The 25,579-nt window shown below is 65.1% G+C and carries 23 protein-coding genes and 2 pseudogenes; 13 read left to right on the top strand and 12 right to left on the bottom strand.

Annotated features, from left to right (window positions below; translation table 11 throughout):
* Positions 1-53 precede the first annotated feature (53 nt).
* The 3 genes and pseudogenes from AC4EEV_RS06415 to AC4EEV_RS06405 all read right to left on the bottom strand — a co-directional run.
* Positions 54-567, bottom strand: a pseudogene (locus AC4EEV_RS06415) (transposase family protein); the annotation flags it as partial.
* 202 nt (positions 568-769) lie between these two features.
* Entirely contained in the window at positions 770-2,242 is a 1,473-nt protein-coding gene (locus AC4EEV_RS06410) for a tyrosine-protein kinase domain-containing protein (protein ID WP_491330426.1), read from the bottom strand.
* 248 nt (positions 2,243-2,490) lie between these two features.
* The gene (locus AC4EEV_RS06405; RefSeq protein WP_491330425.1) at positions 2,491-2,679 is read right to left on the bottom strand and encodes a hypothetical protein; all 189 of its coding nucleotides are present in this window, start codon (positions 2,677-2,679) and stop codon (positions 2,491-2,493) included.
* A 446-nt stretch (positions 2,680-3,125) separates the two neighbouring features.
* Between AC4EEV_RS06405 and AC4EEV_RS06400 the strand changes: the two genes are divergently transcribed.
* The 9 genes from AC4EEV_RS06400 to AC4EEV_RS06360 all read left to right on the top strand — a co-directional run bounded on the left by AC4EEV_RS06400 (position 3,126) and on the right by AC4EEV_RS06360 (position 15,056).
* Positions 3,126-3,953 carry an MBL fold metallo-hydrolase gene (locus AC4EEV_RS06400; protein WP_491330424.1) on the top strand — a complete coding sequence of 276 codons (828 nt, stop codon included), beginning with the start codon at positions 3,126-3,128 and terminating at the stop codon, positions 3,951-3,953.
* A 929-nt stretch (positions 3,954-4,882) separates the two neighbouring features.
* Positions 4,883-6,214, top strand: a complete 1,332-nt coding sequence (locus tag AC4EEV_RS06395; RefSeq protein WP_491330423.1) for an O-antigen ligase family protein — start codon at positions 4,883-4,885, stop codon at positions 6,212-6,214.
* Between the two features lie 135 nt (positions 6,215-6,349).
* Positions 6,350-6,493, top strand: coding sequence for a hypothetical protein (locus tag AC4EEV_RS06390; protein WP_175316129.1), 144 nt, complete (start codon positions 6,350-6,352; stop codon positions 6,491-6,493).
* 118 nt (positions 6,494-6,611) lie between these two features.
* Entirely contained in the window at positions 6,612-8,624 is a 2,013-nt protein-coding gene (locus AC4EEV_RS06385) for a hypothetical protein (protein ID WP_491330422.1), read from the top strand.
* The gene (locus AC4EEV_RS06380) at positions 8,614-10,320 is read left to right on the top strand and encodes an ArnT family glycosyltransferase (RefSeq protein WP_491330421.1); all 1,707 of its coding nucleotides are present in this window, start codon (positions 8,614-8,616) and stop codon (positions 10,318-10,320) included. Before AC4EEV_RS06385 ends, AC4EEV_RS06380 begins: the two co-directional genes overlap by 11 nt.
* Entirely contained in the window at positions 10,320-12,341 is a 2,022-nt protein-coding gene (locus AC4EEV_RS06375) for a glycosyltransferase (RefSeq protein ID WP_491330420.1), read from the top strand. The genes AC4EEV_RS06380 and AC4EEV_RS06375 overlap by 1 nt, the downstream gene beginning before the upstream one ends.
* Positions 12,338-12,730, top strand: a complete 393-nt coding sequence (locus AC4EEV_RS06370; RefSeq protein WP_491330419.1) for an Hpt domain-containing protein — start codon at positions 12,338-12,340, stop codon at positions 12,728-12,730. The genes AC4EEV_RS06375 and AC4EEV_RS06370 overlap by 4 nt, the downstream gene beginning before the upstream one ends.
* A gap of 84 nt (positions 12,731-12,814) precedes the next feature.
* A complete protein-coding gene (locus AC4EEV_RS06365) occupies positions 12,815-13,501 on the top strand; it encodes an ABC transporter ATP-binding protein (RefSeq protein WP_491330418.1) in 687 nt (228 codons plus the stop codon).
* Positions 13,502-13,508: 7 nt separating this feature from the next.
* Positions 13,509-15,056 (top strand): DUF6297 family protein, encoded by a 1,548-nt coding sequence (locus tag AC4EEV_RS06360; RefSeq protein ID WP_491330417.1) that lies wholly within the window; start codon positions 13,509-13,511, stop codon positions 15,054-15,056.
* A gap of 51 nt (positions 15,057-15,107) precedes the next feature.
* Here the strand turns inward: AC4EEV_RS06360 and AC4EEV_RS06355 are convergent, their stop codons facing one another.
* Together AC4EEV_RS06355 and AC4EEV_RS06350 are read right to left on the bottom strand one after the other, a co-directional pair.
* Complete coding sequence (locus AC4EEV_RS06355) at positions 15,108-16,289, bottom strand: glycoside hydrolase family 26 protein (RefSeq protein ID WP_491330853.1); 1,182 nt, start codon at positions 16,287-16,289, stop codon at positions 15,108-15,110.
* A 180-nt stretch (positions 16,290-16,469) separates the two neighbouring features.
* Positions 16,470-17,762 carry a glycoside hydrolase family 26 protein gene (locus AC4EEV_RS06350; RefSeq protein WP_491330416.1) on the bottom strand — a complete coding sequence of 431 codons (1,293 nt, stop codon included), beginning with the start codon at positions 17,760-17,762 and terminating at the stop codon, positions 16,470-16,472.
* Between the two features lie 114 nt (positions 17,763-17,876).
* Here AC4EEV_RS06350 and AC4EEV_RS06345 point away from each other — a divergent pair, with 114 nt between their 5' ends.
* On the top strand, positions 17,877-18,365 hold the full coding sequence (locus AC4EEV_RS06345; protein ID WP_491330415.1) for a DUF2306 domain-containing protein: 489 nt from the start codon (positions 17,877-17,879) through the stop codon (positions 18,363-18,365).
* Here the strand turns inward: AC4EEV_RS06345 and AC4EEV_RS06340 are convergent.
* The gene (locus AC4EEV_RS06340) at positions 18,362-18,991 is read right to left on the bottom strand and encodes an NUDIX hydrolase (RefSeq protein WP_491330414.1); all 630 of its coding nucleotides are present in this window, start codon (positions 18,989-18,991) and stop codon (positions 18,362-18,364) included. The genes AC4EEV_RS06345 and AC4EEV_RS06340 overlap by 4 nt on opposite strands.
* 130 nt (positions 18,992-19,121) lie before the next feature.
* Positions 19,122-19,322 carry a hypothetical protein gene (locus AC4EEV_RS06335; protein ID WP_133830444.1) on the bottom strand — a complete coding sequence of 67 codons (201 nt, stop codon included), beginning with the start codon at positions 19,320-19,322 and terminating at the stop codon, positions 19,122-19,124.
* 152 nt (positions 19,323-19,474) lie between these two features.
* Between AC4EEV_RS06335 and AC4EEV_RS06330 the strand changes: the two genes are divergently transcribed.
* Complete coding sequence (locus AC4EEV_RS06330; protein ID WP_166651652.1) at positions 19,475-19,621, top strand: hypothetical protein; 147 nt, start codon at positions 19,475-19,477, stop codon at positions 19,619-19,621.
* Positions 19,622-19,791: 170 nt separating this feature from the next.
* Here AC4EEV_RS06330 and AC4EEV_RS06325 read toward each other — a convergent pair whose 3' ends face one another.
* From AC4EEV_RS06325 to AC4EEV_RS06310, 4 genes and pseudogenes are all read right to left on the bottom strand, one after another.
* Positions 19,792-20,649, bottom strand: a complete 858-nt coding sequence (locus AC4EEV_RS06325; protein WP_491330413.1) for an anti-sigma factor — start codon at positions 20,647-20,649, stop codon at positions 19,792-19,794.
* A pseudogene (locus AC4EEV_RS06320) lies at positions 20,636-20,848 on the bottom strand (RNA polymerase sigma factor); the annotation flags it as partial. The pseudogene AC4EEV_RS06320 and the gene AC4EEV_RS06325, both read right to left, overlap by 14 nt.
* A gap of 253 nt (positions 20,849-21,101) precedes the next feature.
* Positions 21,102-21,812: a DUF4397 domain-containing protein gene (locus AC4EEV_RS06315; RefSeq protein ID WP_491330412.1), complete on the bottom strand. Its 711-nt coding sequence runs from the start codon at positions 21,810-21,812 to the stop codon at positions 21,102-21,104.
* 108 nt (positions 21,813-21,920) lie between these two features.
* A complete protein-coding gene (locus tag AC4EEV_RS06310; RefSeq protein ID WP_491330411.1) occupies positions 21,921-22,295 on the bottom strand; it encodes a hypothetical protein in 375 nt (124 codons plus the stop codon).
* Positions 22,296-22,589: 294 nt separating this feature from the next.
* Here AC4EEV_RS06310 and AC4EEV_RS06305 point away from each other — a divergent pair, with 294 nt between their 5' ends.
* Together AC4EEV_RS06305 and AC4EEV_RS06300 are read left to right on the top strand one after the other, a co-directional pair.
* Complete coding sequence (locus AC4EEV_RS06305) at positions 22,590-23,879, top strand: MinD/ParA family ATP-binding protein (RefSeq protein WP_491330410.1); 1,290 nt, start codon at positions 22,590-22,592, stop codon at positions 23,877-23,879.
* A 337-nt stretch (positions 23,880-24,216) separates the two neighbouring features.
* Complete coding sequence (locus tag AC4EEV_RS06300; RefSeq protein ID WP_491330409.1) at positions 24,217-24,420, top strand: hypothetical protein; 204 nt, start codon at positions 24,217-24,219, stop codon at positions 24,418-24,420.
* 64 nt (positions 24,421-24,484) lie between these two features.
* Here AC4EEV_RS06300 and AC4EEV_RS06295 read toward each other — a convergent pair whose 3' ends face one another.
* A complete protein-coding gene (locus tag AC4EEV_RS06295; RefSeq protein ID WP_491330408.1) occupies positions 24,485-25,249 on the bottom strand; it encodes a VOC family protein in 765 nt (254 codons plus the stop codon).
* Positions 25,250-25,579 lie beyond the last annotated feature (330 nt).

Here is a 25,579-nt window from a genome sequence, read left to right as displayed (position 1 = left end):
TACGTCGTGTTGAGCGTTGACTGGACTGCCCCACCTTTGTTGACTCGGGGGTCTTAGGCCGCTGAGAGCTCGGTCCGGTTTATTGTTTCAAATTCGGTGAGCCTCAGTTGGCCCAGCCGTCTTTGGCGGTCCAGGACTTTCTTCTGCATCTCCGAGAAAGACGAGTCCATGGTGGCGTTGTCCGCACACGCACCGAACCCGCCCATCGACTCGGTGTGGCCGTGGTGCCGGAGCGAGCCAACGATGCGACGGGAGCGGAACTGGGAACCGCGGTACGAGTTGACCGCTCTCACTTGCGGGCGGCGTGAGCGCCCCCCGTCCTCCGGGGCGGCGACGCCAGCGAGAACGTCATCCGCGAGTCCATCGAACGATCTTGGCGGAATGCCCGTCCTTCAACGCGCAAAGGTAAAGCTCGGCCTCAGCGGTAGGGTGCTCGGTGATGTACGTCAGCCACAGTTCGTTCGGAACTGCCGTGGTGAAATCCAGGTGGACCAGGCCATCATGGCCGGGCGGCGTTGGCCTGTGGTTCAAGCCTCGCCTCTTCGAGAACTCGGACCAGATGCCGTGGGGGGCAGTCCCGACATGCCCAGCCGCCTTGGGCGACCGGGCTTACCCGCTGCGGATCTTTGGCAGCATTGAAAATCACAGTGACACGCAGAATCTCACAGAGGGTCGCGGCAAAGTCTGCTTCCCGGAGTCGCCCGACTCGTTTAGTGGCTACGGTAGGTCTGCGTTGTAATAGGTTTCCTTTTTTACCCCGCCGTACTTCTTACCTCGACCTTCCCACGGGGAAGGTGCTCGCTGACCTACGGGAAGGCTCGCGCGTCGATCCAAATTCTCCAATAGGGGCAGCGGGACGAGATTTTCTGCTGACTGTCTTAGTTGGCCCGGCGTCGGCACTTGCGTAGTAAGAGTACGAATACGCGTCGGGCCCCTTTGCCGGCAGTCTGTTCATCACGATTCCCAGAACCTTGGCTTCTACCAGCTGAAGTGCATCCATGGCGCGCTGAAGTTCTTGCTGACGTAATCTCTGAGACCCGACCACGACCATGACGCCGCCTACGTGTTGGGACAGGACCGCGGCATCCGTAACGGGTAGGAGCGGCGGGGCATCGATGACTACGACATCAAATGCTTGTTCAAGCCCAGCTACGAGTTGGCCCATCTCGTCAGACCCGAGGAGCTCACTCGGGTTAGGGGGGATTTGCCCAGAAGTCAGGACGTAAAGCTGGTCCTCGCCCCATTGCTGTAATAGGTCGTTGACGTCGGTTACTCCGACGAGCGCTGTTGTGAGGCCGACCCCACGGTCCAAGCCCAAGTATTCATTGACCATCGGGCGACGAAGATCTGCGTCCACCAAGCAAACGGTTTGTCCAGCTTGGGCTAGGGCGATAGCAAGGTTTGTGGCAGTCGTACTTTTGCCTTCGCCGGGAACCGACGAAGTTACAAGCACTGACTTTGCATGCCGCGACACGTTTGCGAACTGAAGGTTGGTTCGGAGCTGTCGAAAGGACTCAGCTCGCGGGCTATGCGGCGAAGACTGCGTAAGCAGCGGCCTCTTCATCGCATCTTGATCGAACGCAATACCTCCAATTAGCGGCGCCGCTGTTATCCGGCGGAGATCTGATTCACTGCGTACTCGATTGTCCAGTAAGTTGCGTACGACCGCGGCCGCCAGCCCCAGCATGAGCCCCACCACAACACCGAGAAGTAGATTTACCTTGGTGTTTGGAGCAGACGGTGAAGTAGGTGCCTCAGCTGGCTTCGTGATGGACAAGCTGACAGGCGAGGTTCCTTTTTTCCCGGGATTTTCCAGGGCGTCCACAGTAACGATCAGGCTTTTCCCGACAGCCTGAGCAATCGCAGATGCTTGCACAGGTGATGGATCTGTGACGGCAATATTTATAAGAACCGTATTCACGTCCGTCGAGGCCGTTATTCGCTTACTGAGCTCTTCCGCGGTCGAGGGGAGACCCAGTGTCTCAATCACCGGTTGCAGAACAACGGGGGAACTAACAATCTTTACATAGGACTGCACCCGGGCTTGGCTGAACGTATTGCCTTGCTGAAGTTCTTGAACGCTTCCTGAGCCCTGGATGGAAACGAAGAGCTGAGTCTCTGATGTGTAGGAGGGCTTCGTAAGAATCGATGCGGCGCCGCCGATAAGGAGTCCGGCCAAGGCCGCAACCGCAATCAAGAGCCAGCTGCGGCGCAGCACGCGCAGATAATCGTTGAGAAGCAAACCGAAGTCCCCCTGAGTCAAATTTGTGGCAGCCGGTTGGCAGGCCCGAGAACCGCACGTTATCTCGCGATCAAGTCAATTATACCTGTCCGATGGCCGCGCGCTTTGGTTCATGGCTGGGAGCTGGCACCCCCTGTTGGCACTTTTCGTTGGGTGGAGCGCACAACTGGGTGAGTTTAGACCCGCGAGGTACTTGCCCCTCTGCGCGCGGTCAATTGGCCGCTAGTTGGAGGTTCCTTTACGGAGAATTATTCAGCCGTCAGATGGCAGTTGACGATTTGTCTGGGCTCTTCGCGTACGCATTCAGTCCCGATCATGAGGCGGGCACGCTTCCTGTAGGCGGTCTTGACTTGCCCCTCCGGCAGGGCGTCGTACTCTGTCTCACCATAAAGGGATCTCGCCACCGCATTCACCGCGTCTGCGTTGATGTCTTCCATTCTCCGACGCTAGGGGTATTCCACCGCCGTAGCACGAGAAGCTGATACCTGAATTCTCTGCCCTGACTACTTGGAAGGGCCTTAGCAAGCACCGGTACGATGCATCTAAACAAGGGAAGCTGGCAGCGCAAGTTCACGGATGTCTATCCATAGCGGTGGTTTTGAGCTTTGATCTGCTTCGGAGATTTCGAAATGGTTCCTACCGTCTCTCCTTGGACGGGCCAAGCAATGTCAATGACGAAGACATCCGCTAACGGACTCCGGAGGCGCTCGGCAGCGAACAGTGAACTTGGAATGTTTAGGAAGTCCAAAGGTGGGCCGTGCATATTCCAAGTGCGTCCCTGGCGTTGCCGTACTTGCTCTAGCGGAGCTTTGAGATGCTGTCCATGGGTACAATCGGTCACCAAGACGAACGCACGCTGCTCTGCCGGAGGTACGGAGAAACAATGTCGGAATGGCTCGAAGTCGGCACGGACAACTATGTACTGGTAACCGAAGGCTCCCTGCTGAACACTGGGGTGATCGTCGGTTCGGATCGTGCCATGGTTATCGACACCGGCTGTGGTCCCCGCCAGGGACGCGAGATTTTGGATGCAGTCAGGACATTGACCGCTCTGCCCCTCGTCGTCGTCAACACTCACGCCCACTACGACCATTTCTTCGGCAATGCCATCTTCGCCGAAGCAGGAGTCACTGAGTTCTGGGGGCACCAAAACTGTGCCACGGAGATAGACCAGCGCGGCGACGTTCAGCGTCGGCATGTTGGGACGCTGGAGCCTGAAATGGCTTCCGGCGTCGGTGAGAACGTCGAGCTCGTGGTACCCAATGTGATCGTCAAAGACCAGCCCGTCCTAGTGGACTTGGGTGGCCTGACAGCAACCTTGTTCTACTTGGGTCGCGGCCACACCGATGGTGACCTACTGGTGGGAACGCCGACCACTCTCTACGTGGGTGACTTGGTGGAACAGGGGGCCCACCCATCCTTCGAGGATTCCTACCCCGCGGAATGGGCCGACGCTCTCCGGCACATTTCCGCATTGCGCCATCGCTACGAGTTCTTGATCCCTGGACACGGCAAGCCCTGCAGCGACCAGTTCGTCAAAACCATGGCCAACACCATGACCACCGCCGTCCGCCAGGCCCAGCAGTCCATCCGCGACACCCCCAGTGACGCCACCAAAGCAATTCCAGTTCTGCCGTACGGGCCCGAACAGTCCCGTTGGTTCATTAAGCGGTTACAGGAGACGCGCAGGGAATCTGGCCGCGACTCGTAAGGCAGGAAATTGGGGACCCCAGCTCTTGTCATAGACCGTGCCCGCCTGCCACATCGGCGAAAGTCGCTGCAGACGTTCTGACCCGGCGCGTGGAGCACCGGGAGGCCCGTTGGAATTGACCGTTCGCTGCGGAACGAGCGCGACGATGGTGTCCCGGGCCACCCACCCTGCCGCGAAAGCGACGCTCTCGGACACATGATTCACGTCATCGTCAAGAAGATCGGACGAATCGCGGACGGCGGAGGCGCGGGCCGACACGAATCCGTTCGCCCGCCCGGTCAAGAGGCCACACCCGGCTCGGTTTGACGACGTCGACGTGGCTGTCGACGACTATTCCCGTCCTTCGTCGAGTTCCCGATGAGAACACCCGATAGGCGACGGATTACTTACCAAGGCCGCCAACCGCCCTTGCACGCAAGCGGCGCACCCGTCCACAGAGACATGACCTGCAGGCGTTCGTCTACCTGCTCTCCAGCTAATCTCAGGTAAGTCCAACCTTCCCGAATGGCAAGGTTGAAGTGCCCTTATTTAGCGTGCTGCCATGGATTCGGGGTTTGATTAGGACGTGCTTGGCCCCCATTTGGGCTAGGGCGTTCCGCGGACCCTTCACCTCCAAGCCAGCCAGCGCGGATGCTCCGTAGCCTTGGCTAAGATCCCAAGACAACCATCTCGGAGGCAATCCACCCAAGAGCAGGTGCAAACAACCTAACGACCTCGATAACGAGTGGGTGTTGCTCTGAGCGTTTCGCAAGCCCTAGCTTAGGTTGGCAGGCGCCCCTCTGCCGCTGAGACGCCATAGCAAAGACCACGTCCGCCTCAACGAGGCAGGGTGCACACTCCTCTCCGATACCACAGTTGAGGACGTCACCACTGATGACATCAATTCCTTAAAGAAGTTATGGCATGCACGTCCGTGACATAATCGGGAGATGGACTTTGCGGGGGTATTCGGGGTACTGCTGGTGGTCGGCTTGCTGATAGCAGCGCTCCTGGTTGTCTGGCACGTCCATAAATGGCCCGTTCTCGGATGGGGAATCATTGCGTACGGTGTCCTGACTAACTCAGACGCAACGCCAACGCCGGTTGTGAATATTGGCAGTATCCATGTATTCCAAGAGGACGCAATCGCTGCCCTACTCTTGGCGGTTGCGCTTTTAAGCGGCCGAATGATATGGCAAAACTTAGGGCGCAGACCCCTAACCCCAATCCTCTTTTTTCTTGTTTTAGTTGTAAACCTAGCGCTTGGATTTGCGGCATTTGGCATGCCGGCAATTGTTGAATTTCGCCCGTTCTTATATTTCTTCGCCTGCCTTGCATGGGGACTGTCTCTTGATTGGGCTGCGGGCCGAAATAGAAATAACGTGCGGTATTTTCTGTACATCTGCGGATGGGGTTTGGTCGCCATCGCAGCACTGAATGTTGCTAAGCACGGGATTGCATCGTCATCGGATATGTATATTGACCCAGAGGGTACCTATCACACTCTCCGGCCGGTGGTGGCGTCTCAAGCAGCTGTGCTTACTGTAGCTGGGCTGTACGCTCTCCATGAGTGGGGGCGAGTGAGGGGTGGTCGGCTGCTCCTGTCAGGACTCGCATTTTCTGGGGTAGTGCTAATTGCCCAGCATCGTTCGGTATGGATCGCTTTTGGCGCTGGTGTTCTAATCTTTGGCTTGCGGGCGGCGAATAACATTCGGTGGCGCATTGCCCTTCTCACGATCATTACCTCGTTTGGAATCCTAGTTCTCGCACTCGCCGGGGCTCTGAACACCGTATTGGATTCGTTCGCGGCCTCCATAGACGCCGTCACCGCTACGAACAGCACGCTCACCGACAGGACCTCTGGCTGGGACTCGCTGGTGTCAGATTCCTTTGGTCGAGGACCTGCAGCGGTGCTTTTTGGACAACCCTTCGGTACGGGCTACTTACGTATTGGGCCAAACGGACTGCCTCAAACATATGCTCCGCACAACTGGTACGTTTCTATCTACCTCCGCACCGGAATTGTAGGCGCACTTGCATTCAGTGGCTTGCTGTTGGGTGCGCTGGTCCGGCTTGGCAAGCAGCGCTCTTTATGGGCCAGCATCATGGCATGTATCGCCGTCTTTGCTCTCGCCTACACGGTGCAGTGGTTCCTTGCGCCTCTGATCGCTACGGCAATTGCTGTATCAAACCTCCGAAACACGGCACCTATTAACGTAGGAGCCCGGAAGGAAATGCGTCCAATTTCTGAGGCGTACAGAAACTTTCTTCAGAAAATCTGATGCCATCATTAGGAAGTGGAAGCAGTCCCGGTGGTTCATCAAGCGGCTCCAGGAAAACTGGCGCAGCGGCCACGACGCCTCGTAACAAACCGCCGTTCACAGCAAATCTTGAGGTTTGCTCCCTATGGTCAGCGCATGAGCCGGCACGGGGGAAGTTACGACGTTCGCTATTCGAAGCGGGATGTACGGCAGCGCAGGCTGCGGTTCATCTCCTATGTGGCACTGGCCGCTCTGGCCGTTGCCACTATCGGGGTGGTCCTGATGGCCGTGGAGCGCTAACCGCGCCACCGGCACACAGAGCCAAAAATCATCCCTGACCTGCACAAACACCCATTCTTGAGTCAACCTTGAGGGTAGACCGCAGGGTAAATTGAGTTCGCCCCGCCAAGGTGGAGGCATGCTCTCACGTCTCCGGGCAGGGAGCGTTGTTCTCACCTGCGCCCTGCTTGCCGCCGTCCCATTCCAGCCCGCCACCGCCGCAGCCGCGGCAGCCCCCGCGGAACGCGTCGCCGCCACCCACACCAACCCGGCCACCGCCCCCGCCAGCCTGGGCTCCGTCTCGGCCATGCCCGGCCAGTCCGGCCAACAGCTCGCGGTCCCGGTGGCCTCCGGCCTGCAGCCCGCCCGCATCACCGGCAGCATCGCCGTCACCGGCCAGCCCACCACCGGCACCATCCGCGTCAGCGCCCAGGGCCGCACCCTCCTCGAAGCACCCGCCAAGGGAACCATCGCCCTGGACGCCCCTGTCAGCGCGGCGGACCTCACCGACCACCAGCTGGTCCTGGCCCTCGAATACACCCCCGCCGTCCGGGACGTCTGCACCGCCACCCAGTCCACCGCCACGCTCAGCAGCCTCAGCCTCACCACCCAGGGCACCGAAACCGCGCCCACCACCGTGGCCGAATTCCTGTCCCCCTCCGTGCCGGCCATCCTCATTCCCGTTCCGGCCGAACCCGCCACGGACCTCTCCGCCGCCATCCTCGCCGCGTCCGCCGCCATGGCGCACCGCTACCCGGACGCCGCACTCAAGCTCGTGCCGCCGTCGGACGTGGACGTCCAGGCCGCCGCCCTCCCGGCCGGCTCCCGCATCATCACCATCAGCAGCACGGACGGCGACCCCAGCACCACGCTCGGCACCCAGGCCGGCCGCCCCAACCTCACCATCACCGGCACCGGCGAGGGCCTCCGCACCGCCGCCCGCGCCCTGGCAGACACCAAATCCGCCTTGGCGGACGGCGCCACCGTCACCGGCATGACCGCCACCGTCCCCGCCGCCGCCGGACCCGAACAAACCTTCACGGACCTGGGCGCCCAGGCCATCCGGCTGTCCGGCTATGGAACCCAGGAAACCTACCTGGGTGTCAACCAGTCCCAGTTCGGCGGCCCCGTCTCCGCCATCAGCCTCCAGCTCCGCGGCACCCACACCGCCATCCCCACCGGCGGCCAGGCCGCACTCTCCGTCTACTGGAACGACTACCTCCTCAGCTCCCAAACCCTCAACGGCGACACCTTCGACATCACCGCGGACGTCCCCGCCGGCCACATCCAGTCCCGCAACGGACTCCGCCTGCGCCTCACCGCCCTGCCCGCGGGCGGCGACTGCTCCGGCCCCGCGGGCCTCCTCCCCATGGAACTGACCGTGGACACCACCGGCAGCAAACTCACCGCCCAGCGCGGCGACTCCATCAAGCCCGGCTTCGCCCGCTTCCCCCAGGTCCTGGGCACCACCCTCCCCATCGCGTTCGACGCCGGCGCTACCGCCCAGCAAAACACCATCAACGCCGCCACGCTGGCGTTCTCCCTCCAACGCGACAACGACGCCCTCCTGGACGTCCGCCTCACCACCCCCGCCGCCCTGCTGGACTCCAGCGACTCCGGCCTCCTGGTGGGCGCCACCCCCGCCACCGCCGACCAGGCCGGCGCCCCGCTCCGGCTCGCCGGGTTCCGCACCGTGTCCAGCAAGGACATCGAATACGGCGTAGGCACCACCGCCCCCTACGGCGCCCTGGAAGCCTACGAACACAACGGCCGCAACCTCCTGCTCCTGGGCGGCTGGGCCCCGGACACCGCCGACGCCACGGCGAAGGCAGCAGCCACCCCCGGAACCCTGCAGGCCAGCCTGGCCAGCTACATCCAGCAGCAGCCCGGCGGCTGGAGCTCCCTGTCCCGCAACCTCCTGGTCACCCAGACCACCGGCAACCCCGTGCTGCTGGAAACCAACGCCATCACCCCCCAGGCCGAGGTCACGGACGGCTTCCGGCCGCTGGCACTGTGGCTCGCCGCCGCAGCCGCCGCGCTCATCCTGGCCGCGGGCACCCGGGTGCTGCTCCGGCGTCGCCACCGCCGCGCAGCCCGGGCCCACGCCGACGCCCTGGAACAGGCCGCCGCGGACACCGCCCATGGCCAGTGACCTTCAGGCGGCCCCCGCACCCCCGACGGACGCGCCGGCCGGACCGGCCGCACCGGCGGGGGAGCGGACCCCATGGCTGCGCCGCACCTGGACCGCCCTGGGGGCCCCGGCTGCCGGGCGCCGCGTCCCCGGGACGGCCGCCATCGCCGTGGTGGCGGCCGCCGTCGGCTTCCTCGCCTGCCTCTACACCACCGGGCAGGGCAGCAACCTGGACTACTCGGACGCGCAAAGCCACCTCACCATCGCCCGGCGCGTGTTCGACAGCAAAGCCCCCGGGTTCGAACAACTCGGCACCGTGTGGCTGCCCATGCCGCACCTGCTGCTCATGCCGTTCATCATCAACCTTTGGATGTTCAGCAGCGGCTGGGGCGCCTGCGTGCTGGGCATCATCGCACTCGCCGCCACCGCCTCCGGGCTCTACCGGATCTGCGCCCGCCTGGGCTACGGGCGAACCGGCCGGCTGGCCGCCGTCCTGGTCCTTCTGGCCAACCCCGCCGTCCTCTACACCTACACCACCGCCCTCACCGAACCAGTGCTGCTCATGTGCCTGGTGGCCGGCATGGCGGGCCTGGCGCACTGGGCCACCAGCCGCCGCCGCATGAGCGCCGGCGAGCTGGCCGTGTTCGCCGGCATCCCGTCCGGCGCCGCCGTGCTCTCCCGCTACGAAGGCTGGGCGCTGGTCCTCACCGGCACCCTGTTCGTCCTGGTCACCGAGCTCCGCCGCTCCCGCCGGTGGCGCGAGGCCACCAAGATGGCCGCCGCCTACGCCATGGTCCCCGCCGCCGCCGTCCTCTGGTGGCTCTCCTACAACTGGGCCATCTACGGCAACCCGCTGGAATTCATGTTCGGCCAGTACTCCGCCTACGCCCAGCAGAAGAACATCACCGACGGCGGCCTGCTTCCCACCAAGGGCAACCTGGGCCTGACCCTCTGGACGTTCCACTGGTCCCTGCTGGAAACCCTGGGCGTGGTGGTGCTCACCGCTGCGGCGTGCGGCGCCCTGGTGGTGGTGTACCGGCGCGGGCTGGCCACCAGCACCCTGCTGGTGGCCGTCACCGGCAGCGCCTACGCCTTCGCCCTGGTCAGCCTCTACCTGGGCCAGACCGCCATCAACAACGACCATTCGCTCCCCAGCACCTGGTGGAACAACCGCTTCGCCCTCACCGCGCTGCCCCTGGCCGCCGTGCTCGTGGCGGCATTCGTGCACCAGGTGACCCGCCGCCGTCGAACCCGTTCCTGGGTGGTGGCCTTCCTCCTGCTCGCCCTGGCCGGGCAAAACGCGTGGTGGCTGCAGGACCCCGCCGGCAGGATGGCCATCCTGGCCGAGGGCCGCATGTCCCACGACTCCAACACCTACTCCTTCGCCGCGGCCCGCTGGCTGAAACAGCATTACGACGGCGGCGGGATCCTCCTGGACGAAAGCGCCCGCGGGAACGCCGTGCTCCCCATGATGGGCATCCCGCTCGCCAACATCTACAACCGGGCCGCCGGCGACCACTTTGGCCCGGCCCTGCAGGACCCGGCCAAGTATGCCAAATGGGTGCTGGTGAACGTCGAAGGCGAGGACGCGCCCCTGGATTCCGGGTTCACGGACCTGGTGCACCAGGCCATCAGCGCCAGCCCCGCGTTCAACGCCCGCTACGCCGTGGTGTTCTCCAGCCCCACGCACCGGATCTACGAAAGGACCGTCAACTGATGGCAGAGCACGCCCCGGTCCTCTCCACCGCCCGCGCCGGTGGTCCCGCCGCTTCCTATGACGACGGCGTGGGCGTGCAGTCCGTGGCGCTGGGCCAGTCCCTGCTCATGGCCGGACTGATCACCCCGGAGCAGCTGGACCGCGCCCTGGACCGCGCGAACACCGAAGGCGGCCTGCTGGGCCGGCACATCATCCTGGAAACCGGGCTGAACCGGCGGCACGTCTACCAGGTGCTGGCCGAGCAATGGGACGCGCCCCTGGTGGACCTGGTGCACCACCCCTCGGACGACGCCCTGCTGGAGCAGCTGAGCTTCACCGAGGTGTCCGAGCCCGGCTGGCTGCCCTGGCACCTGGAAGACGGCGTCCTCACCGTGGCCACCGCCGTCAAACCCAGCGACGAGATCCGCCGCGCCGCCCTCCGCATCCCCGGGGCCGAACAGGTGGTGTTCCGCACCACCACCGACTGGGACATCAACCACTCCATCCAGCGCGCCTTCCGCAACCACCTGCTCTACGAATCCGCCGAACGCCTGGCCGAGGAACAACCGGACGGCTCCGCCCGCACCGCCCTGAACCTGTGGCAGCGGCTCCTGCCCGCCGTCCTGCTCAGCTGCCTGCTGGGCGGCCTGCTCCTGGACGCGCAGCTGACCGTGATCGTGCTGCTCACCGCCGTGAACGTGGTGTTCCTGGTGAGCATCGGCTTCAAGACCCTGGCCAGCCTCCGCCAGCCGTTCGACGCGCTGCATGACAGGGCCGCCGCGAAGGCACAAGCCCGGGAACTGGAACGGCGCGGCGTGGGCACCGGGGCTTTGGGGGACCCGTCCGGGCTGGCCGGGCGGATCCCCGACGGCGAACTGCCCGTGTACACCATCCTGATCCCGGTGTTCCGCGAGGCCAACATCATCAACAAGCTGCTGGCCAACCTGGGGCAGCTGGACTATCCGCGCTCCAAGCTGGACGTGCTGGTGCTGCTGGAAGAGGACGATACCGAGACCATCGAGGCCGCCAAGCGCTCCCGGCCGCCCGAATACGTGCGGATCCTGGTGGTGCCCCGCGGCGAGCCGCAGACCAAGCCCCGGGCCTGCAACTACGGCCTCACCTTCGCGCGCGGCGAGTATGTGGTGATTTACGACGCCGAGGACCGGCCCGACCCGGGACAGCTCCGCGCGGCCATTGACGCGTTCCGGCAGGACGCCTTCGAACGCCGCTACCTGGCCCCGGACCGGCGGCCGCTGATCTGCGTGCAGGCCGCCCTGAACTACTTCAACGCGGACCAGAACGTGCTCACCCGGCTCTTCGCCATCGAATACACGCACTGGTTCGACTCCATGCTCCCGGGCCTGGACCGCTCCGGCATCCCGCTGCCGCTGGGCGGCACCTCCAACCACTTCGACACCCGGCTGCTGCGGCTCGTGGGCGCCTGGGACCCGTGGAACGTCACCGAAGATGCGGACCTGGGGCTCCGCGCCGCCGTCGAAGGCTACCGGGTGGGCGTCATCAACTCCACCACCTGGGAGGAAGCCTGCTCGCAGGTGCCGGCCTGGATCAAGCAGCGCACCCGCTGGATCAAGGGATACATGGTTACCGCGGCCGTGAACACCCGCAACACCGTCCGGTACGTCAAGCGCACCGGGGTGGCCGGCGCCGTCGGCTTCCTGGGCCTGATCCTGGGCACCCCGCTGGCGTTCCTGGCCTACCCGCTGGTGCTCGGCTTCACCATCGTCACCTATGTGGGCTACAACTTCGTGGGCCTGGTGCTTCCCGAATGGCTGCTGCTGGGCGGGGTGGTGTCCATGCTGTTCGGCAACGCCATGATGATCCTGGTGTCCGGCATCGCCACCTGGCGGCGGCACGGCTGGCGGATCGCCATCTTTGCGCTGCTGAACCCGGCGTACTGGGTGCTGCACGCCGTGGCCGCGTGGCGTGCGGCCTGGCAGATGCTCTCCAGCCCGCACAAATGGGAGAAGACCCCGCACGGTCTGGATGAGGAATACCACGACGACGGGCGGTGGTCCGCGTGAGCGCGCACCTTTCCGTGCTGGACCCGCTGACCCTTCCTGTGCTGGACCCCCGGCACGTCCGGGACCTGGGGGAGGAGCTGGACAGTCCCGCCGGCGCGCACGCGTTCCTGGGCACCTACCTGGAGATGCTGCCGGACCGGCTGGCGTCGGTGTGCCACGCTGTCCGCGGTGGCGACTGGGACACCGCCATGGACCGGGCGCTCAGCCTCAAAGTCACCTCCACCATGGTGGGCGCCCTGCAACTGGCGGCGCTCGCCGAAACCATGGAGGCGCTGATGTGCCGGGGCGACTGGGCAGCCGCGGAACCCCTGCTCGAGGTCCTGGCACCCGCCGTCGCCGCCGTCCGGACGGCCGGGGGCGCCGTCGTCAACGGGCTGCTGCACCCCTGACCCGGGGTATTGGGGCGGCAGGTGGGCATGCCTGGGGAATCTTGCAGGTCCCCGCTGGAGTTTTCCCGCCGATAGGCTGGCAGGATGACTGATGTGGGGACAGTCCTTGAGGCTGAAGAGCTATTGGTGGGATACGCGGGGGCACCTGTATGCGGTGCGGTGTCGATGGCCTTGCGAGCCGGTGATGTGCTGGGAATTGTTGGCCTCAACGGTGCCGGCAAATCCACCGTCGCCCGGACACTCGCTGGACGGCAGGTTCCACTGGCCGGTGACGTCAGAGTCCAAGGGCTACCCGTGGATCCTGACACGGTCCAGTTTCGCCGGGGCGTATCTGCAGTCTTCGATGATGACCTGTTCTTTCCTTCCCTGACTGTCCGTGAGCACTTGCTGCTCGTGGCACGCGGGCATTCAATGAAAAACCCTGACGAGAGCGTTGACGCTGAACTAGCGTTCTTTGGCCTGGCTGCCCGGTCACACGTCGTACCGGGTGCATTGTCGTCCGGGCAACGGCGCAGGCTGCTGCTGGCAGCCGGCCTGATGCGTCCCTCGAACCTGCTCATCCTCGATGAGCCCGAACAGCGCCTTGACCCGCTGATGCGCGATGATCTCGGGCAGCGGCTACGCGACTATGCCAGGGGCGGGGGAACGGTGGTGCTGGTCACTCACGATCCCGTCCTGCTGAACACTGCCGCATCGACGTGCCTGGTCATAGACGACGCCGTACACACCGTCACACCGGAGCAGGGGGCGTCGACCATTGCCGGGAGTTGACGTTGAAATGCTCGATGGCCGGGCCGCAGCCGTGTCCCGGGCAGCATCGAGCCGGTCTCTTGCCTGGGAAATCGTCAGGTCAACCCGGAGATCTTCGCGCCGGTACAACCGCAGCCGTACATCCGTGGCGGACCTTTTCGCGGACCTTTACAGCTACGCCTTGGCGCTGGGCTGCGCCCTGACAGTGGCTGTGTCTTTCGTTATCGGCCTGCGCATTGAGATTGGTGACCGGGGTCCTGCCGGGCGAGGCGTCATCAGCCCGGAGTGGCTCGTGCTGCCGGCCCCGGTCCTCTGGACGCTTCTCACGTATGCGGCCCTTGCCGGGATCACGACACTTGCCCGGAGGCTCGGTCCGATTTCTGTCCGGGGACCCGAAGGGAATTGGTGGTTGCCCCTGCCGGTGGACCGGCGGCCGATGGTGCTACCGGCCTTTCTGCGCCGGTGCGTCCTCACATGTGCCGGCGCAGTTGCCGCATTCCTGCCCTTCAGTTTCCTGACCTCCCTTGAGCGCACCGCACCCGAACACCTGCTGGCATCAGCTACCTTCGGCGCAGTCAGCGTCCTGGCCGTAGCCCTGGCGGCACTGCAGCAGTTGGAGATAATCAACCACCGGTTCACCCGTTCGGCCTCCGCCGTTGTCCTGCTGCCGTGTGCTGTTCTCCCTTCCCTGACGTGGTCACCCTGGCCGCTGATCCTGGCGGCCTTGTCCGCCATCGTCCTCATCAGCGTCATCGCGCCACGTGCGGGCCAGGTTCGGGGAGCGGAACTGATCCGTGGCGGCGCCGTGGCCGGCCACGCGAGTGCATCCATTTTCTTCATGGACACCAACGAAATGTTCCGGGTGTTCCGAGGAAACCGGCACGCGGTCGAGACCGGGAGAGCAGCCCGGTTCTACGCCCGGCCTGCACGTGGCCCAGTCGGCGCGCTGTTCCGGGCAGACATCGTGGCATTCGTCCGCCTGCACTCGTCCATGGCTGCTCCGGTGTTCTGTCTGGGGGCATGCATCTCGGTTTTGCTCGTCGACGCCGGACTGCCCGCGCCCCTTCAGCTCGCCGTCATCACCCTTGCAGGCTGCGCTACTGCTTCCAGTGTTGGAACCGTGCCGCGCCGGACAGCCTTGGTTCCTGAACTCGACGCACTCCTGCCCGTAGCGCCGGCCCTGGTGAGGGCCAGCAGGACACTCATGCCGGCCCTTGCAATGTCCCTCTGGATGGTATGCCTGAGTGGCATCCTGGTGATGTTGGGGCCAGTTGAACCGGCGCTAATCCTGATGGGGGCGCTATCGGGTGTCGCGATGGGCGCCGGCGCGGTACGCAGCGCGACCCGCCCGGCACCTGACTGGTCCGTTCCCCCGGTCGAAACACCATTCGGGCCGGTGCCCCAATCACAATTTTCGTCCCTCCTGCGCGGGCTGGACGTAACCATCCTCGCGCTGGGCCCGCTGCTGCTCGCCCTCTACTTTGGCGCCGTCAACCCCTTCCTGATCATCCTGCAGGCGATCATCAGCACCGGCGTGGTGGCCGTCGTCGTACTCCGTCCTTTCAGCACGCGGTAGTCGCCGTAACACTGATGGCAACTCCTGCACCGCTGAGCCGCGGTTCCTGGGCTAGGACCCCGCTGGGCGGCACGTGGTCCCGGACCCGTATTGCAGCCAGTCCGGCAAGGCCGCGGTGAAGGCGTCCCGGATGGCGGGGGTGTTGGTGATGGTCCAGTCGATCCGGCCGTTGACCTCGGTCTCGTTCTTGTCCCACTCGAACCAGTTGATCATCTTCAGGTTGGGGAACTGTGCGTGGGTTTGGGCTCCGAACACCTGCTCCCACCAGGCGCGCTTGATCTCCGCCTCGGACGCGCCACCCACCGCAGGGTTGTATAGGGCGGCGGTTTCCGGGATGGCCACAGGCTTGTTGTGGTCCTTGCCGTACACGCCGTAGAAATCAGGCAGGAGGCTGTCATCGCCGTTGGCGCCGTCGTAGTTGCCGGTCAACTGGTCCGCGAACTTCTTCGCCTCCGGGATTTCGTTCTCGCCCCACGGGTACTTCGCGCCCCAGTGGTAGAGGGACATCCCCACCCAGTCCACCGCGTCGTCACCCGGGTAATACGGGGCGTAGGCGTCGTCCGCCATGGTGATCACGCCGTCGTGGTTGGTGTCCAGGGCGGCGAAATCCGCGGTGCCCGGCTTGGCCTCGTATTTGCCGCCGGCGAACGGGTAGCCGCCGCCATAGTTCGGCGCCCACATCATGGCCGACCCCGGCGCGGTGGTGTGCACCGCAGTGGCGAGGGTCTTGAAGGCGGCCACGTACTCCAGCGGCTGCTGCGACCAGGCATACCAGGAGCCGTTCATTTCGTGGGCGAACCGGACGATCACCGGGACGCCGTTCTTGTTGAACCGGTCCAGGTCCTTCGCCAGGGCCGTGGCGGTGGCATCGGTAATGGTGGACAACCCGTCGGCGGGCTCCAGGGTCAGGAGCATCATGTGGCCGTCGGCGCGGATCTGGTCCACCGCTTTGGCAAGGTCATCCTCATCCTTGGCTGTCAGCGGGAAGCCGGTGAAGGACACACTGACTGCCGGTTTATGGCCCAGGTCCGCGGCGAACGTGGCCAGCGGCTTGGAGTGGAAGTCCAGGTTCACGCCAAACAGGGCGCCATCAGCCGGGGCAAGCGACGCGCGGGGCTCCACCTCGCACGTGGACGCCGCCGGGGATGACTGCGACTGCCGCTGGGAGAGGTCATTGGCGAAGTTCCATCCGGCAAAGCCCAGAGCCACCAGCCCGATCAGGACGGGCAGCACGAACGCCCGGCGCAGTTCTGCCCTGTTCTCTTTCCTGGACTCGCTGTGCTCCGCAGGACGTTCCCCCACAACCGACACCAAACCTTTCCTGACCAGCAGTTCTGTCCCATCCTAGGGACGTGACGGGCAACTCGCGGACTTTTCTGCGCGCGGCGGCGTATGCCCGGGTTTGCGCCGTGGCTAGGACCCTGCGGGTCGGCAGGTGGCCCCGGACCCGTACTTGAGCCAGTCCGGCAGTGCCGCGGTGAAGGCGTCCCGGATGGCCGGGGTGGTGGTGACGGTCCAGTCGATCCGGCCGTTCACTTCGGCCTCGTCCTTGTCCCATTCGAACCAATTGATCATTTTCAGCTGCGGGAACCGGGCGTGGGTCTGGGCGCCGAACACCTGCTCCCACCAGGCGCGCTTGATCTCCGCCTCGGCCGGACCGCCGGCGCCCGGGTTGTACAGGGCAGCCGTTCCCGGGATGGCCAGCGGCTTGTTGTGGTTCACCGCGTACTCGCCGTAAAAGTCCGGCAGGGACCGCTCGTCCCCGTTGGTGCCGTCGTAGTTGCCGGTGAGCTGGTCCGCGAACTTGTTGGCCTCCGGCACCGCGTTGGCGCCCCACGGATACGTGGCGCCCCAGTGGAAGAGGGACAGGCCCACCCAGTCCACCGCGGCGTCCCCGGGGTAATACGGGGCGTAAGGGTCATCCGCGACGGTGAGGACGCCGTCGTGGTTCGTGTCCAGGGCCGCGAAGTCCGGCGCCCCGGGCTGGGCGTCATTGAGGCGGCCGGGGTAGGCGTAGCCGCCGGCGTAGGACGGCGCCCACATCATGGCCGAGCCCGGCGCCCCCGCATGGACGGCGTCAGCCACCCTGGTGAAGGCCGCCCGGTACTCAATCGGCTGCTGCGACCACGGGAACCAGAAACCGTTCATCTCGTGCCCAAAGCGGACGATCACCGGCACGCCCTGGCCGTTGATGTTCGCCAGGTCCTTGACCAGGCCGGCGATGGCGTCGGGGGTGACCGCGGACAGGCCGGTCTTGGGTTCGAGGGTCAGCAGCATCATCTGCCCGTCCTTGCGGATCTGGGCCGCGGCCTGCTGCAGGTTGGTACGGTCCTGGTCCGTGTAGGGGAAGTCCACGAAGGAAACGCTCACGGCAGGCTTGTGCCCCAGGCCCGTGGCGTATTGGGCCAGCGGCTTGGCTGCCAGGTCCAGGTTCACCCCAAACAGCGCTCCCGACGACGGCACCAGGCTGCCGCGGTCCGCCACCTCACAGACGGGCAGGCTTGGGTCCGTGGAGGCTTGCCCCGCTGTGCTGTGGTCCGTCGCGGGGGTGTCCCGGTTCCGGTCGGCCAGCCCGTTGGAGATGCTGGCCACCCCGAATCCCACGGCCAGCACCGCGGCCGCCACGGGGAGGGCCCAGGACTTGAACCTGTCCGCCATGGCCTCGCGGCGGGTCACGGAATTGTCCGTGGACTGCTCTTCAGGCAAAGCGGAACCCCCTGGTGGCCTGCGGTTTTGTCTCCCATCCTAAATGTCGTCCGGCGGTCCTCCGGTTGGCAGAGCGGACTGCGGAGCGTGCTGCGATCCGCTACGCTCCGGACTATGCCTTCGTCCTGGACCGTGTTGATCTCACTTCATGCCATTGCCGCCAGTTATTCACTGATCTTCGGCGCCGTGAACCTGTTGAGCCGGCATAAGGGCGGCAGAGTTCATCGGATCGTTGGTCGAATTTGGGTTGTTTCAATGTATGTGGTGGTGCTGACGTCGTTTGGTGTCAGGACCATAGACGGCGGGTTCAATTGGCTCCACGCACTTTCCGTGCTGACGTTCTGCACGCTGACGGCGGGACTGTTGGCCATCCGTAAGGGAAACATCAAAGCGCACCGCAGTTTCATGACCGGCAGCTACCTGGGCCTCCTCGGAGCGTTCGTGGGTGTTCTGTCAGTGCCCTCACGCCGTATCCCGCAGCTTGCCATTCATGAGCTCCCGACTCTGGGGCTGCTGATCCTCGTCCTGCTGGGAACGGCTGCACTCACCATCACCGGCATCGCCCAGATCCGCAAAACCTCATTCATCCGCAGCGGCCGTTAATCGTTCCCTACCGGGAGCCCCTGCGCCGAAGGGGCCGTTAAGAGTTGGAGGATGCGGTCACGCAGATCTGCGAGTACTTCGGTTTCGGGATTGCTGCGTGCGAGGGCCGCAAGGCCGCGGCAGGCAAGTCCAGCGTCGGTGAGTTCTCCGCTGACAAGAAAATCCATGAGTTCCGATATAGGAAGAAGCTGCACGTGGCCGGATTCAGAATCATCCCAGGTCGTTGCAAATTCTTCCGATGCATTGGCGGCGATCACAAGATGCTTACGTCGTGAAGAGTTAGCAGCAAACCATTCTGAACCAGCGTAGAAGGCTGATTCTGAGGAGTAGCCGGTTTCTTCCCGCAGCTCGCGAAGAGCCGCATCCATGGGGTGCTCGGCGTCATTGAGGTATCCGCCGGGGAGTTCGAGTAGTGACTTCCCGGGTCCAACGCGGAACTGCTCGAAAAGGACGACGTGACTTGCTGCAGGTGTGAATGCAAGGACCGCCGCAGAATCACGACCGACTATGACGTCCCAGTCCGTCACGGCTCCACTCGGCTCTTCGTAAGTTTGACGGTTGACCGTCACGAAGCCTTCGTACGCGGTCGTCGTTCGAATCTTTTTCCAGGTGTCGCTGACAGGCACAGTTCTCCGTCTCTCAGTGGCTAAACGGTCTCAACACGTCCCGCTACGACAACCAAAGCCGGGGGCACCCGAGGCAGCGAAGGCAAAGATGACGGCAACGACCGGCACAGACCGTGGATGACGTACCGGGCTATGAAGCGTTGGGGTTCTCAGCCGTGCGAATGGTCAGGATTGCTTTTGAAGCAAAGGTAATGCCGGCCAGGAGAAGAATGGCGGCCGAAAGTACGAGGTACCAGGTGCCAGCGGATGTCAGCGCGATGTAGACGCCCAGGAGTGAACAAATAACTGCCCCCAGCGACCAAATGAGCGTAGCTCTCTTGGAGTTATTCATGAGCCCAGCCTAGGCCAAAGGCCAGGTCGAGCGTCCACCGGGCGCGGCCTGTAGCATCTTGAGGAAACCTTGAGTTTTTGACGCAATTTGTCACTTTGGGTTTCATCTGGTTGGGTCTATGCGGGGGCTCACTATCACCAATGGAGACTGTTGTGGCTTTTTCCGACTACGCAATGGCGCTTGGCGCACTGCTCGGCACCCTGTTGATCCCCTTTGCAGTCCTCTACCAGATGCTGCGGCTTAAGCGCCGCGCACTCCGGATCCCCGTCCGTCCCGCACCCCGAGGTATTAAGCGCTGACATGCCGTATGTCGATATCAACCCCCACAAAGGCCGTCCCAAGTGGGTGGGCTACGCTGTCCTGACTGTTCTCCTGGTGCTCACCGTCGCCGTCGTGGCGGCAGCACTCACACACCACTAAGCATCCATCCCGGCCGGGGGAGTACCGCCGTCGCCGGGATGTCCCGGTCTCAGGCCTTGGGACTGAGCTTTCCACGGGCGACGCTGTCGTCCGAATGTGCCGGATTTCCGTTGTACGCCTGGTTTGAGATGTCCACCACCGGATACTGGGCCAAGTCGATGCCGGTGGGGATGGTGAACGAGCCCGTATCGTTGGCGAGGACGCCCAGGCTGACCATCCCGGAGAGATCGCTGGTGGCCACCCACACCTCCCGGTACCCCGAAGTCTGCTCGGCGGAGAGATGGACGGTGAGTTGGCGGGTCCCGTCGGGCAGTTGTTCCATCTGTGCCTCGCCGCTGCCCGTATGCGCGGCCAGGGGAGTCAGCGGCGTTTCGGCGAGGACCCTCGCAACCGGACCTGACCGGGCGGGGCCGGGCGACGGCGTACCCCCTTGTCCCAGGACCCCCGCAGCGGTCCATCCGGCGGCCGTGCCGAGGACGATCCCGGCGGCGGCGGTTGCCATCCACAGCCTGGGGCGGCGCCGGTCCCTGGCACCCGGCCGCAGCGGAATGGGTGCGGCAACCTTGCCGTCGTCGGGCGTTGACGGTGTCTCCACCTCGGCAGGCGGGGCGGCCGGCTGCGCCGCCTGGCTCCCGGGCGTGGCTTTGGGATCGGGCCCGGCCAGGGGATCCGCTGCCAGCGCCGGTGAAAGTCCCAAGGCCTGATGGATGGCCGTCCAGGTCCCGGCGCTGGGTTGTTCGAGCACGATGCCCGCAGTATCCAGGGTGGCGATGTCGGTGACCCGCCGGAAACCCCGCAGGGTTGCGGCGCACTCCGGACAGGTGGCCAGGTGGTGTGCGTCGGCCTCCGTGCCCGGTGTCTCGCCCAGGGCCATGAGGCCCAACAGTTCCGCGTCAAGGTGTTCCATGCTCCACCTCCAGGCGGGTGCGGAGCCGGGCCAGGCTGCGCCGGATATGGCTTTTGACGGTTCCGAGCGGCAGGTTCAGCCGCGACGAGATCTGATCGTGGGTCAAGTCATCGTAGAACGCCAGCCTGAGTATCGCCTGTTGGGGGTCTCCCAAATGTTCCAGTTCATCGTCAAGGATCAGCCGGTCGGCCACGGCCTCCGCGAGGGCGTTCTCGTCCCCGCCGGCAAACGCCGGGTCGAGGCCGGGGTCCCATTCGCGTGTGGCGGCAGCCTCCATCGGGATGCTCCTTGGGCGGCAACGGGCCTGATTGGAAGCCCCATTATGCCGCTGCACGGGACGGTCCGCTACGGGCTCATGGCACTGGCGGGACCCCCGTGCTTGTCCCCGGCGGCGCCAGGGTGCGGGCGCCGCCGGGGACAAGTTGCAGGTGCGTGCGGCCGGACTGCGGGGGTTAGTCGCAGTCGCGTCCGCGTGAGGCGGAGTCCACCACCTGGACGGCCACGCCCAGGGTGTTATCGGCCAGGCTGCCCCAGGCGTACACGATCGTGTTCTTGCCCTCGGCGATGTTCACGTCGGCGGGGCCGATGAGAGGGGTGGTGGTTCCCGCTGCCGCCACCGAGGCAGAGACGGTTCCTTCCTTCAGGGTGAGGGTCTTCTGGTTCGGGTTGGTGAGCCCCTTGACGACGGCGGTCCCGCCGGCCAGGACATCGACGGCCGGGGCGGCGGCGACGTGCCGGACGGTCAGCTTCCCCTTGCCGTCAGGGCTGGGCTTGGTGTTGTTCTTGAAAAGCGTGGCTGTGGGGGTCCCGTCCGCGGCCAGGTGCGCCACCGCCGTGTAGTCCCTGCCGGCCTTGAGGTCCACGGTGACCGGGCCGATTACCGGGTTGTCGGCGCTGGTCGCGTCGGCGCCCGTGATGGCAATTTTGTGGTCTCCGTCCGGAACCTCCAGCGGCCCGGCCAGGGTGCCCGGCGTGAAGTTGTCCAGGGTGAGCTTGCCGTCCACCCAGACGTCCACTGTCAGGCCCGGGACGCCGTGGAGGACGGAGAGTTTGGCCGTTCCGTCATGGTCGTGGTGCCACCCGGACGCCTGGGCGGGGGTGGCGAAAGCGAGTGCTGCCAGCAGCGTCGTTGCTCCTGCGACTGCAGAAAGTGTCTTGCGCATTCCAACTCCTAATGAGGGGCCCCGATGGGGCCGAGGTTCCGCTTACAACCCCTACTACCGGCCGAATGCCCTGCCCGGATGCAGCCCGCGGAAGAATCTTTGCCACTCTTACCCGGCTGGTTCCCGTGTGCGGCGCCAAGGAACTCTGCCAGCCCTGCGGTCCATCAGCGTTGCCGCGCCGAGGGCCCCTGAAATGACCACCATGCTGCCCAGCCAGCCGGCGGCAAGGATCAGCAAGGTCATCCGGTCACTGGCTTCCACCGGCGCCAGCGACTGGCCGGCCACCACCACCTTGCCGGCCGCCTCCCGCGCGACGATTGCCATCCGCAGGCCGGTCTCCGGCTGCCACGTCACAGTGTCCGTACCCAGCGTCCGCGCCGCCGCTGCCGCCGCGGGAGCGGTGTTGGCCGCACGGCGTCCGATTTGCTGGAACGTGACGTAGGTGCTGCCGAAAGCGAAAGTGGCAATGATGGCTGCGGTCACGCACCACATGATCCTTCTCATGTGAATATGATCCGCCGGAACCCTGCGAGCAACAGTGCCAAAAGGAACAGGCGCCCGCCGCCCGGGGCCGGATGCTCCCGGCATAGCCCGTAGACTTACTGTTTGAACTAGTGCTGCATAACAGTTTGCCGATCGTCCGGGGGGACAGACATGCCACAACCGGCGGATCAGAATGCAGGCGCCCCAGCAGAGGATGCAGGGCAGCCGCAACTGCGCCGACGCCGCGACCTTCGTCGTGCCGACGGAACAGTGGACGATGCCTGGACAGGAACCATGCCAGCAGTAACCCCTTCCCCTTCCAGCCAGAACGACGCCGGAAAGCCGGTGACGCGCCGCACGTCCTGGGCCGAGGCGGCCGCCGCAGCCGACGCCACCAAGCCGTCCCGCGCCCCGGCCCCCACCCGCACCCCGCCGCCGGCACCCGAAGCCCCGCCCGCTGTGCCGGTGTCGACGCCCGCCGAACCCATCGCCTCCGTGCCGGGCACCTCCCAGCCGGGAACCGCCGAACCCGCCGCGGCCGAGTCAGCCCGCCGCGCAGGCGGGGTTGCGCCGGAAGCCGCAGCGCCGTCGTCGGATACCCCGTCATTCCGCCGCAGCCGGCCCACCGTGGCCGACACGATCGCCGAAAGCCCCATGCCTGACTTCATCAGCTCGCCCGGCCTGTTCGTCAAGGAACAAAAGCCGCGGCCGGTGGGCGGATTCCGCGGTGCGCTGTACAACCTGACCGGCGGCGCCTGGAACCTGGGCCCCGGCCCCAAACAGCGCCTCGAAGACGAGCTGGGCCGCCGGATTTCCCGGCAGCTCCAAGGCAGCTACAACACCGCCGTCCTAAGCCTCAAGGGCGGCATCGGCAAGACCTCCACCACCGTGGGCGTGGGCCTGACCCTGGCCGAATACCGCGGCGACGCGCCGTGCGCCATCGACGCCAACCCGGACTCTGGCGACCTCGTGGAACGCGCCCTGGGTGAGGGCATCTACCAGCAGTCCAGCCCGCGGACCATCACGGACCTGCTGGAGAACATCGAATCCATCGATTCGCTCACCGCCCTGGCCCGGTACATGCACCACGCCGGCCGGCTGCACCTGATCGCGGGGGAGCAGGACCCGGAAGTCTCGGACTCGCTGACCGCCGAGGAATACCTGCGGATCCGCAAGCTCATCTCAAGCTACTACTCGGTGGCCCTGACCGACTGCGGCACCGGCGTGACGCACAACGCGATGAGCGGGATCCTGCAGTCGGCAGACAACCTGGTGATCGCCGCAGGCTACGCCGTCTCCGGCGCCAAGCGGGCCCGCAGCACCCTGCATTGGCTGGCCAGCCACGGGTACGAGGACCTGGCCCGGAACGCGATCGTGGTGATCACGGACAAGGACGAGGTGTCCTCCCGGGTGGACAAGGACGCCATCGAGGAACACCTCTCCGGGATCTGCCGCGAACTGATCGCCGTGCCGCACGACCGCGGGGTGGCCGACGGCGACCTGGTCACCCTGGATGTTTTGAAGCCCGAGACGCGGCGCGCCTACAAGGAGATTGCCGCCGCAATCGTGGACGGGTACCGGTAACCAGTTCGTTATTTTCCGGCGCCGGGGCAGGTATGCCGGCCGCCGGATTCAGGTATCGGTTACTGATCACATTTTTCGGGCGGCTGCATATCCTGCATTCATGCTGAAAACCGTGCTTCGGAGTTTTCGTCCCAAGCCAAAGTGCAAGGTCTGCGGCTTGGTCCTCCCTCCCTCTCCCACTGCGGTGTTTTGCTCCCGGGACTGCTATGACAGCTACCTGTCCACGGCTGACGGTGCCCGCCGCGGACAGTAGCTGATCGTCTGAGTAGTGCCCGGTGCGAAAGACAGGTAGCCGGTACCGGGGACATCCCGGCGGCACGCTCGTAGCCTCGTCAGCATGATGGATCTCATGGATGGTGGGCGCCGCCGTCGCCGCCTGCCGAAGCGCGAGACGCTGGAACTCGTTGGGTTCACGGCGTTGTCCGTGGCGGCCGCGGCTGTACTGCTGCCCGTGATCGGGGTGAAGACGGTGGTGGGCTCGCTGCCGTTCGTGAAGCCCGCGCCCGGGCACGACGCCGAGGACAGTTACCTGATCAATTAGCGCCGTGCCGGGCGCCTGCCCGGCGCTTTGCCGCGCGCCGCTTATCCACCGGCGCCTCGACTGCCTACCGTTGGGCGATCCTGAACAGCGCTCCCGTGGGATCGGCCAGGGCGGCAATGCGGCCAAACGGCGTATCCTCGGGCGGATGGATCACCGTGCCACCCAGGGACGTAGCCATGTCCACGCCCGTATCGGCGTTCCCAATCGCGAAATTCACCTGCCAGTTCGACGGAACACCCTCGGGAAGATAGGTGGCGTCCATAATGCCGGCCCGTGATGATTCACCGGATCCGAGCGTGGTGTAACGGAAGTCCTCCGTGTCGCTCAAGACCTCCGTTTCCCAGCCGAAGACGTCCTGGTAAAACTTCACCGACGGAGCATATTCGCGGGTGTGGAGTTCGTGCCAGTAGGGGGTGCCGGGTTCGCCCTTCGCCTGGTACCCGGTGTGGCCGCCGAACTGCCATGCGCCCACGGCCGCGCCGCCCGTGTCACCAAACATGGCCATGTGCCCCTGCTCCGGGACCTCCATGGGCGGCATGAAAACCTGGCCGCCGGCCGCGTGGGCAGCCGCCGCGGTGGCCTTGATGTCCTCCACCCGGAGATAGGTGGTCCACACGTCCGGGTAGCCGGATTCTCCGTCGTTCTTCATCATCCCGGCCACCGGCAACCCATTGGCCAGGGCGGTGATGTAACCGCCGTATGTCTCCTGGTCGCCTTCCTGGTAGGTCCAGCCGAACAGCCGCGAATAGAACTCGCGGGCCCGTTCAGTGTCCGAGGTCATGAGGTCGATCCAGCAAGGATCACCGGGGGCAAACGTGGGCTGGGGCATGGGGACTCCTGGGGTTCGTTGAGGAAAAGCAGGGTGGTCTGCTACCGACTCTAGTGCCGCTCTGGCCGCCCGCGACAGCCCTTGCCGGGAGGCCGTCGTGCCCTGACATGGGCGCGGTGCGCGCGTTGGCGTCCGACGGCGGCCTCCGCCACAATGGTGCCCGCGGCCCCAGTGACGTGGCTCCAGCGGCCCCGGGTGAGCCGGTCCCTGGAACGCGGGAGCAGCGGAATCATGGCTGCCTTGGGCCTGGGGATGGTGGCCTCCAGCGCCGGCTCCTGGTTCCTGTGAATTGGCTGGCAGTATCCCTCGGTCCCGGAGTTCCGGCCCGAT

This window comes from Pseudarthrobacter sp. MOO14, from assembly GCF_058267675.1.
This window is presented reverse-complemented; position numbering and strand designations above follow the sequence as displayed.